Genomic DNA, 7,958 nt, shown 5'->3' on the forward strand with positions numbered 1-7,958 from the left:
CCATCAGGCGCACGCTGCCGTTGATGGAGGTGACCACGCCCAGCGGCAGGTTCAGCGCGTCGAGCACCGGGCCCTGCTCGATGTGGACCTCGACGAAGCCGAGATACCGCGCGGGATCGCGCTTCAGTGCGGGGATGTCCTCGATGCGCAGCCCCGCGTCCTGCATGGCCTGGCGCAGCGAGACGCCCTGTGCATCGACCTGGTCGAGCCACGCCATGTCGAACTGCCCGATGAGCGCCCCAGAGCCCAGGAAGGTGGCCTTGTAGCGCTGGCCTTCCTCTTCGGAGAAGCCGACGACCTCGATGCCGAAGGGCAGCCGCTTTCCACTGCGATGCAGCTGCCGCACCACCGCCATGGGCACGAGGATGCCCAGGCGCCCGTCGTACTTGCCGCCGTTGCGCACGGTGTCGTAGTGGCTGCCGGTCAGCAGCCGCTTCGAGTCCGGGTCGCTGCCATGGTAGACGCCCACCACGTTGCCCACGGCGTCGATGCTCACCTCGTCGAAGCCGCAGCCCTCACGCATCCATTCGGCCAGGCGCTGCGCGCAGGCGCGGTGCGGCCCGGTCAGGTACGTCACGGTGAGCGCGTCGGGCTGCTCGCTGAACTCGGCCAGCGCCTCGGCCCAGTCCCACACCAGGTTGCCCAGCTCGGGCGTGAAGCCGAACTTGTCGTTGAGCCGGATCTCGGCGATGCGGTGGATGTTGCGCACGCACTCGGCCAGCTCGAAGTCCGGGTGGTTCGCCAGCCGCCGCTCGAAGGCCTCGATGATCTGGCGCCGGTCCAGCCCCGCGCCGCGCGGCCCGCGCACGGCCAGGATGAAGGGCCAGCCGAACTTCGCGTTGTAGTCGGCGTTCAGGCGCTGCAGCTTCTCGAACTCTTCCGGCGAGCAATCGGTCAGGCCGGCCTTGCCCTGCTCGTTGGTGGACTCGGCCGTGAGCGATTTGGCGACCATGGCCTTGCCGGCGAGCTCGGGGTGGGCGCGGATGAGCGCGAGCTGCGCCTCGCGCCCGGCCTGCGCCAGCACCTCCACCAGCGCGCGCTTCAGGTGCGCCAGGCTCCTGAACGGGCGCTGCGCCCAGGCGGCCTCGGCGATCCAGGGCGAGTGCTCGTAGGTGCCGTCGAGCAGCGCGGTGAACTCTTCCTTCGAGGCGGCGTTGAGGATGTCGAGGGTCAGCATGGCCTTCACTCCCAGACGAAGGCGGTGGCCGCGTCGAAGGGGTGGTAGGCCTTCCAGTGGCGCGCGATGTCGAGGCGCCGCGCGACCCAGACCCGGTCGTGCTGCTGCACGTGGTCCAGGAAGCGCTGCAGCGCGCGCATGCGCCCGGGGCGTCCCAGCAGCCGGCAGTGCATGCCGATGCTCATCATCGAGGGCCGCTCGTCGCCTTCGGCGTAATGCACGTCGAAGGCATCGCGCAGGTACTCGAAGAACTCGTCGCCGTGGCTGAAGCCCTGCGGCAGCGCGAAGCGCATGTCGTTGCAGTCGAGCGTGTAGGGCACCACCAGCTGCGGCGCCAGGCTGCCGTCGCTCTTCCTGACCTGCAGCCAGAAAGGTAAATCGTCGCCGTAGTAGTCGCTGTCGTACTCGAAGCCGCCGTAGTCGGCCACCAGGCGCCGCGTGTTGGGGCTGTCGCGCCCGGTGTACCAGCCCAGGGCGCGCTGCCCGGTCAGCTTCTCGATGGCTTCCATGCCCAGGCGTAGATGTTCGCGCTCGGTGGCCTCGTCGAGGTTCTGGTAGTGGATCCAGCGCCAGCCGTGGCAGGCGATCTCGTGGCCGAGCTCGACGAAGGCCTGCGTCACCTCGGGGCAGCGCTGCAGCGCCATGCCCACGCCGAAGACGGTCAGCGGCAGGCCGCGGCGCTCGAACTCGCGCAGGATGCGCCACACGCCCACGCGCGAGCCGTACTCGTAGATGCCCTCCATCGACAGGTGCCGCGCCGGGTAGGCCGCCGGGTTGAACATCTCGGAGAGGAACTGCTCGCTGCCGGCGTCGCCGTGCAGCACCGAGTTCTCGCCGCCTTCCTCGTAATTGAGCACGAACTGCACCGCCACCCGGGCATTGCCGGGCCAGCGGGCATCGGGGACGTTGCGGCCGTAACCGGCCAGGTCGCGGGGGTAGCGGTCAGCTTGGGTCATGCATTGCTCCTCGTGCCGCGGCGCGCGAAGGCCGCGGGCGTTGTGCGCCGTGGCAGTCTCGCGCGGGCGAGAGTCCACGGCCGGTCCGGGGTCGGGGTCCTATTCCACCGGCTGCAGCGCCAGCGCCAGGTCGCTGGCGCGCGGGTTCAGGCGCAGGTTGCGCTCGACGTTGCCCAGGTGCTGCTCGACGAGCTTGACGGCGGCGCGCGCGTCGCGCTTCTCCAGCGCATCGACGATGGCCACGTGCTCGGCCTGCGAGTGCTCGGCCGAGTGCGAGCTCTGGTACATCAGGCTGATGAGCGAGCTGCGCGAGAGCAGGTCGGTGAGCATCTGCGCCAGCACCTCGTTGCCCAGCATGCGCGCCAGCACCACGTGAAAGTCGGCCAGCAGCCGCGTGCGCCCGGGCACGTCGGTGCGCGTCACCGCCGCGCGCTCGGCCTTGAGGTGCGCGCGCAGCTCGGCCACCTGGCCCTCGGTGATGCGCGCGCACAGCTGCCGGATCATGGCGCCTTCGAGCATCTTGCGCACCTCGAACACCTGGCGCGCCTCGTCCACGCTGGGCTGCGCCACGAAGGCGCCGCGCGCGGGCTCCAGCGTCACCAGGCGGTCGCGGCTGAGCTGGTTGAGCGCCTGGCGCACCAGCGTGCGCGAGACCTTGAAGATGTCGGCGATCTGCTGCTCCGCCAGCTTGGTGCCGGGCATGAGCCGGCGCTCGACGATGGCCGTGGTGATCGCCTCGGCAATGCGCTGCGTGGCGCTGCCCTCGCTGATGCCGTTGCCGTTGCCGCTGCTGCCGCCGCCGCGGGCGGCGGCACTGGCCGAGGGCGCCTTGGCCGATGCGGCGGGGGCGACGAGCTGGAGCGGGCTGCGGCTGCGGGGCATGGCGGCGCTGACGGTTGGGAGTAAGGGTTTGAGTGTAGGCGGCTGCAGGCCGTCGGGGCTTGGAGTCGCATGCCAAAGTGTATACAGTTTGGCGTGCATCAACGGCGTGCAAACCCGCATGCGCTGGCTGTGCACCATTTGCGGCGGCGCCGCGCGCCAGCGCGGTGCATGGCGCACCAGGGCGGGCCGCCGCGCGGCCGCCCGCCGGATCAACCTTCAGGAATCAAGGACCATGGGAAAACTCAGCACCCACGTGCTCGACACCGCCAACGGCTGCCCGGCCGCGGGGATGCAGGTCACGCTGCTGCGCCTGCTGCCCGGCGGCGCCACGCAGGAACTGCGCCGGCTGGCGCTGGACGACGACGGCCGCGCCGGCGGCCCGCTGCTCGAAGGCGAGGCGCTGCAGCGCGGGCGCTACCGTCTGGTGTTCTCGGTGGCGCCGTACTTCCGCGCGCGCGGCACGGCGCTGCCCGAGGTGCCCTTCGTCGACGAGGTGCCGCTGGACTTCGGCATCGACGACCCGGCGGCGCACTACCACGTGCCGCTGCTGGTGAGCCCCTGGAGCTACAGCACCTACCGCGGCTCCTGAGCCGGCCGCGCGCCGTGCGCCGCCCCGGCGCTGGCGCGGGCCTTGCGTCGCGGGGCGCTTTCACCGAGGAAGGATCAGGCCATGCCGTTCAAGCCGGGTCACGTCGCGCTGGGCTGCGCGCTGTCGTTGGGATTGCAGGCGGGCGTCGCGCACGCCGCCTGGCCGGAGAAGCCGCTGCGCATCGTCGTCACCTTTGCCGCCGGCGGCGCCAGCGACATCGTGGCGCGCGCCATCGCCGACCCGCTGGCGCGCGCGCTGGGCCAGCCGGTGGTCGTGGACAACAAGCCCGGCGCCGGCGGCACGCTCGGCGGCTCCGAGGTCGCGCGCGCCGCGCCCGACGGCTACACGCTCATGCTCTCCAACTCCACGCCGTTGTCCATCGGGCCGTGGACCGTGCCCCGCCAGCCCTACGACCCGGTCAGGCAGTTCACGCACGTGTCGCTGCTGGGCGTGGCGCCGGTGCTGTTCATGGCCAACCCCAAGAGCGGGCCGGCCTCGCTCAAGGACCTGCCCAAGGCCGCCGCGGCCACGCCGGGCTACGCCTTCGGCAGCGGCGGCCCCGGCTCCATTGGTCACATCGTGGGCGAGATGACCAAGAGCGCGCTGCACCTGCAGATGACGCACGTGCCCTACCGCGGCGGCTCGCCCATGGCCACCGACCTGATCGCCGGCACGATTCCCATGGGCATCGACGTCATCACCGCCTTCGTGCCCATGGTCAAGGCCGGGCAGATCCGCGGCCTGGCCGTGACCACGCGCGAGCGCTCGCCGCTGCTGCCCGAGGTGCCCACCGTGGTCGAGCTGGGCCTGCCGCAGCTGGTGGTGGAGAACTACTTCGGCGTCTCCGGCCCGGCCGGGCTGCCCAGGGACGTCACCGACAAGCTCTCGAAGGCGCTGGCCGACATCGTGGCCGACCCGGCCACGGTCAAGCGCTTCGCCGAGCTGGGCATCACCCCGGCCCGGCCCGGCGGCGAGGCCTTCCCGGCGGTCGTGGCGCGCCAGGTCGAGCAATGGGCGCCCGCCATCAAGGCCGCCGACCTGAGGCCCTGAATCCGAAGCCACCAGAGCCGCCAAAGCCGCTTCACGCACCACCAATGCGCCGGGTGTGCCGAGTTGCACACACCGGTGCATGCAATCCGTGAATTAAGTCCCTGAACCTGCACCTTGAAGCGCGACCGATGGCGCGTGCACAACATGGTGCGTCGCACAAGAGGACATGCACTGAGAAAATTTGGCACGTAACCTGCATTCGCAGGCGCCGGTTTCCGGCCGGGCCCCGTGGTCCGGCAACAACACCATCACTCCACCAACCCCCGAGGGATCCCCATGAAGAAGTCTTTCCCCATCCGCGGCCTGGCCCTGGCCGCCGTGCTGGCCTGCGCCGGTGCCGCGCAGGCGCAGAGCAGCGTGCAACTGGCCGGCCTGGTCGACATGTCGGTCGGCAGTTTCAAGGCGCCGGGCGATGCCAGCGCAACCACGCGCGCCGAGAACGGCTCGATGACGACCAGCTACTGGCTGATGCGCGGCAAGGAAGACCTGGGCAGCGGCCTGTCGGCGATCTTCTCGCTGGAGAGCTTCTTCCGCGCCGACACCGGCGCGTCCGGCCGTTTCACCGGGGACACGCTGTTCTCGCGCAGCGCCTACGTGGGCCTGGACAGCGCGACGCTGGGCACGCTGCGCCTGGGCCGCATCACCACGCCGCTGTTCGTGGCGACCGTCACCTTCAATGCCTTCGGTGACTCCTACGGCTTCTCGCCGACGGTGCGCCATGTCTTCACCAGCGGCACCGTCACCGGCGACAGCGGCTGGAGCGACGCCGTGGCCTACAGCACGCCGTCCTTCGGCGGCCTCAAGGTCAACGTCGTGGGTGCCCTGGGCGAGCGCGTGGGCGGCAACAACGCCAGCGCCAGCGCCGTCTTCGAGCGCGGCGCCTTCGCCGCCACCGCGGTGTTCCAGAACGTGAAGAAGGACGGTGCCACCGGCGCGGTTGCCGACACCCGCACCTGGCAGGCCGGCCTGGCTTACGACTTTGGCTTCGCCAAGGTCTTTGCCCAGCACACCGATGTCGACAACCGCACGGCGAACCTGGACTACAAGCTCACCGCCGTCAGCGCCGCCATTCCCGTGACCGCCACGGGCAAGGTGCTGGTGGCCTACGGCCTGCTCAACCGCGTGGACGACGCGGACCGCAAGACCTTCAGCGTGGGCTACGACCACTTCCTGTCCAAGCGCACCGACGTCTATGCCGTGGCCATGCGCGACAAGGACGAGCGCGCCACTTCGGAGCAGACCGGCCGCAGCTTCGCCGTGGGCATCCGCCACCGCTTTTGATCGAAGCGCCTGCTCCCACAGCGAAAAGGCCCGCCCCGCGCGGGCTTTTTTTCGTGCGCCAGCCCCAAGCCGCGCCCGGCGCCTGCGGCACACTGACCCGCACCGGCATCGAAGGGCGAGGAGGGCACCATGGTTCCCGGACTGAAGGCAATCGTGTTCGACGTGTTCGGCACGGTGGTGGACTGGCGCGGCAGCATCGCCGCCGACCTGGGCGCCTGGGGCGCGGCGCGCGGCATCGAGGCCGACTGGGCCGCGCTGGCCGACGCCTGGCGCGCGCGCTACCAGCCGCAGCTGCAGCGCGTGCGCAGCGGCGAAGTCGGCTGGACCGTGCTCGACGCGCTGCACCGCCAGGCGCTGGAGGAGCTGCTGCCGCGCTTCGGGCTACAGGCTTTGAGCGAGGAGGACCGGCGCCACGTCAACCGCGTCTGGCACCGCCTCAATCCTTGGCCCGACGTGCTGCCTGGTCTGGCGCGGCTGAAGGCGAAGGTCGTCATCGGCACGCTGTCCAACGGCAACGTGGCACTGCTGGTGAACATGGCCCGTCATGCCGGGCTGCCGTGGGACGTGGTGTTCTCCGCCGAAACCTTCCAGGCCTACAAGCCGCTGCCCGCGACCTACCTGGGCGCGGCGCGCATGCTCGACCTGGCGCCGGGCGAGCTGATGCTGTGCGCCGCGCACAACGACGACCTGGCCGCCGCGCACGCACTGGGCCTGCGCACCGGCTTCGTGGCCCGGCCCACCGAGTACGGCCCCGGGCAGGAGAGGGACCTCGCCGCCGAGCAGGACTGGGACGTGGTGGCGTCGGATTTCAGCGACCTGGCGCAGCGGCTGGGCGCCTGAGCGGCGCGCGGCGCGTTGCGGGCGCAACCGGCCGCGCCGCCCTCAGCGTCCCGGCACCCCGAACAGCCGCGCCACCGGCTCGCTGCCCGTGACGCCGTCGCAGTGCATGTAGCGCAGCACCTCGCCCATGCGCTGCCACTGCCGGAACTGCGCCTGGTACAGGTTCTGCGCCCGGTAGGCCTGCGCCTCGCCGGCCAGGGTGCTCTGGCAGGTGGCGAACAGCGCCTCGCCGCGCTGCAGGAACTGCAGGTGGTGCACCAGCTCGTGGACGATGAAGGACTGGTCCGTCGGGTCGCGCATGTCGAGCGTGTCGCGGTAGAGGATGCGGCGCCGGTCGGTGTCGTACACCGCCACCAGCCCGGCGCAGCCGCCGTGCTGCGGACCGCACACCGTTTTCGCGATCTCGCGCTGGCTCATCGGGATGAGCTTGGGCAGGGGCTCGCCCGGCGGAATCGGCAGCCCGGAGAGCCGGCTGGCCCAGCCCAGCAGGTCCGCCGCCAGCGCGGCGTCGATGACGGCATGGCGATGCGGATGCGGCGCCTTGGCCTTGGCCGCCGCGGCCGGCGCCGTGGCCGCCAGCGCGGGCCGGTGCCCCGCCGTGTCCCCGGCGCCGGCCAGCGCGGGTGCCAGCAGCCCGGCCAGGCCGAGCAGCAAGGACGTCAGCCGCTGGCGCCGCGGTGGCGGAGTGAGGGCGGGCGGGTGGTTCACGGCGCAGCTCCTTGCTGTCCGCTGTGGGCAATCGCGCGGCCCAAACCGGCTCAGCAGGCATCTGTGCCCGTCTGTCCCGGGGGAAGGCCCGGGTACTGAGCAGGCGAGGCAATGCCTGCGGCTTCAGCGCCCGACGCGAAAGCCCACCCGCTGCCAGCGACCGGCCTCGTCCAGCACCGTGAGCGTGTGCGCCCCGGGCTGCTCCAGGCGCAGCGCCACGGCCTCGCCGACGCGGCTGCGCGCCGCCTGCACGCCGTCGAGCAGCCAGTACAGCCGCGCCCCGCGCGGCGCGTCGCCCAGTGCCGACACGGTCAGCTCCACCGCGCCGCGCCCGGGCACGGCCCGCAGCAGCGTGCCCTCGTCCACGCCGCTGATGCGCAGCGCGCCGTCGGCACCGCCTTCGTCGCCGCAGCCCGGCGCCGCGCCCACCCAGGGCGCCAGCGCCAGCGGCCAGCGCGCCACCGGCGCCGCGCCG

Annotated in this window: 8 protein-coding genes and 1 pseudogene; 4 read left to right on the forward strand and 5 right to left on the reverse strand. The window is 71.7% G+C overall.

All coding sequences use genetic code 11. From position 1 onward, the window contains the following. From uraD to FJ694_RS35605, 3 genes are all read right to left on the reverse strand, one after another. The coding region (gene uraD / locus FJ694_RS35595) for a 2-oxo-4-hydroxy-4-carboxy-5-ureidoimidazoline decarboxylase (protein WP_157272250.1) at window positions 1-1,177 on the reverse strand (1,177 nt) is incomplete at its 3' end. A gap of 5 nt (window positions 1,178-1,182) precedes the next feature. Further along, window positions 1,183-2,133: an allantoinase PuuE gene (gene puuE, locus FJ694_RS35600; RefSeq protein ID WP_157272251.1), complete on the reverse strand. Its 951-nt coding sequence runs from the start codon at window positions 2,131-2,133 to the stop codon at window positions 1,183-1,185. A gap of 99 nt (window positions 2,134-2,232) precedes the next feature. Next, window positions 2,233-3,015, reverse strand: a complete 783-nt coding sequence (locus FJ694_RS35605; protein ID WP_157272252.1) for a GntR family transcriptional regulator — start codon at window positions 3,013-3,015, stop codon at window positions 2,233-2,235. Window positions 3,016-3,247: 232 nt separating this feature from the next. Here FJ694_RS35605 and uraH point away from each other — a divergent pair, with 232 nt between their 5' ends. From uraH to FJ694_RS35625, 4 genes are all read left to right on the forward strand, one after another. Next, entirely contained in the window at window positions 3,248-3,604 is a 357-nt protein-coding gene (gene uraH / locus FJ694_RS35610; RefSeq protein WP_157272253.1) for a hydroxyisourate hydrolase, read from the forward strand. A gap of 81 nt (window positions 3,605-3,685) precedes the next feature. After that, on the forward strand, window positions 3,686-4,654 hold the full coding sequence (locus tag FJ694_RS35615) for a Bug family tripartite tricarboxylate transporter substrate binding protein (protein WP_157272254.1): 969 nt from the start codon (window positions 3,686-3,688) through the stop codon (window positions 4,652-4,654). A 276-nt stretch (window positions 4,655-4,930) separates the two neighbouring features. Further along, window positions 4,931-5,935 (forward strand): porin, encoded by a 1,005-nt coding sequence (locus FJ694_RS35620; protein WP_232540373.1) that lies wholly within the window; start codon window positions 4,931-4,933, stop codon window positions 5,933-5,935. Between the two features lie 129 nt (window positions 5,936-6,064). Continuing rightward, window positions 6,065-6,775 carry a haloacid dehalogenase type II gene (locus FJ694_RS35625; RefSeq protein ID WP_157272255.1) on the forward strand — a complete coding sequence of 237 codons (711 nt, stop codon included), beginning with the start codon at window positions 6,065-6,067 and terminating at the stop codon, window positions 6,773-6,775. Window positions 6,776-6,817: 42 nt separating this feature from the next. Here FJ694_RS35625 and FJ694_RS35630 read toward each other — a convergent pair whose 3' ends face one another. Together FJ694_RS35630 and FJ694_RS35635 are read right to left on the reverse strand one after the other, a co-directional pair. Next, window positions 6,818-7,483, reverse strand: coding sequence for a DUF6647 family protein (locus FJ694_RS35630; protein WP_157272256.1), 666 nt, complete (start codon window positions 7,481-7,483; stop codon window positions 6,818-6,820). A gap of 123 nt (window positions 7,484-7,606) precedes the next feature. Then, window positions 7,607-7,958 (reverse strand): annotated as a pseudogene (locus FJ694_RS35635) (hypothetical protein); the annotation flags it as partial.

The organism is Azohydromonas aeria, from assembly GCF_009760915.1.
In the GTDB taxonomy this organism is placed as follows: domain Bacteria; phylum Pseudomonadota; class Gammaproteobacteria; order Burkholderiales; family Burkholderiaceae_C; genus Azohydromonas; species Azohydromonas aeria.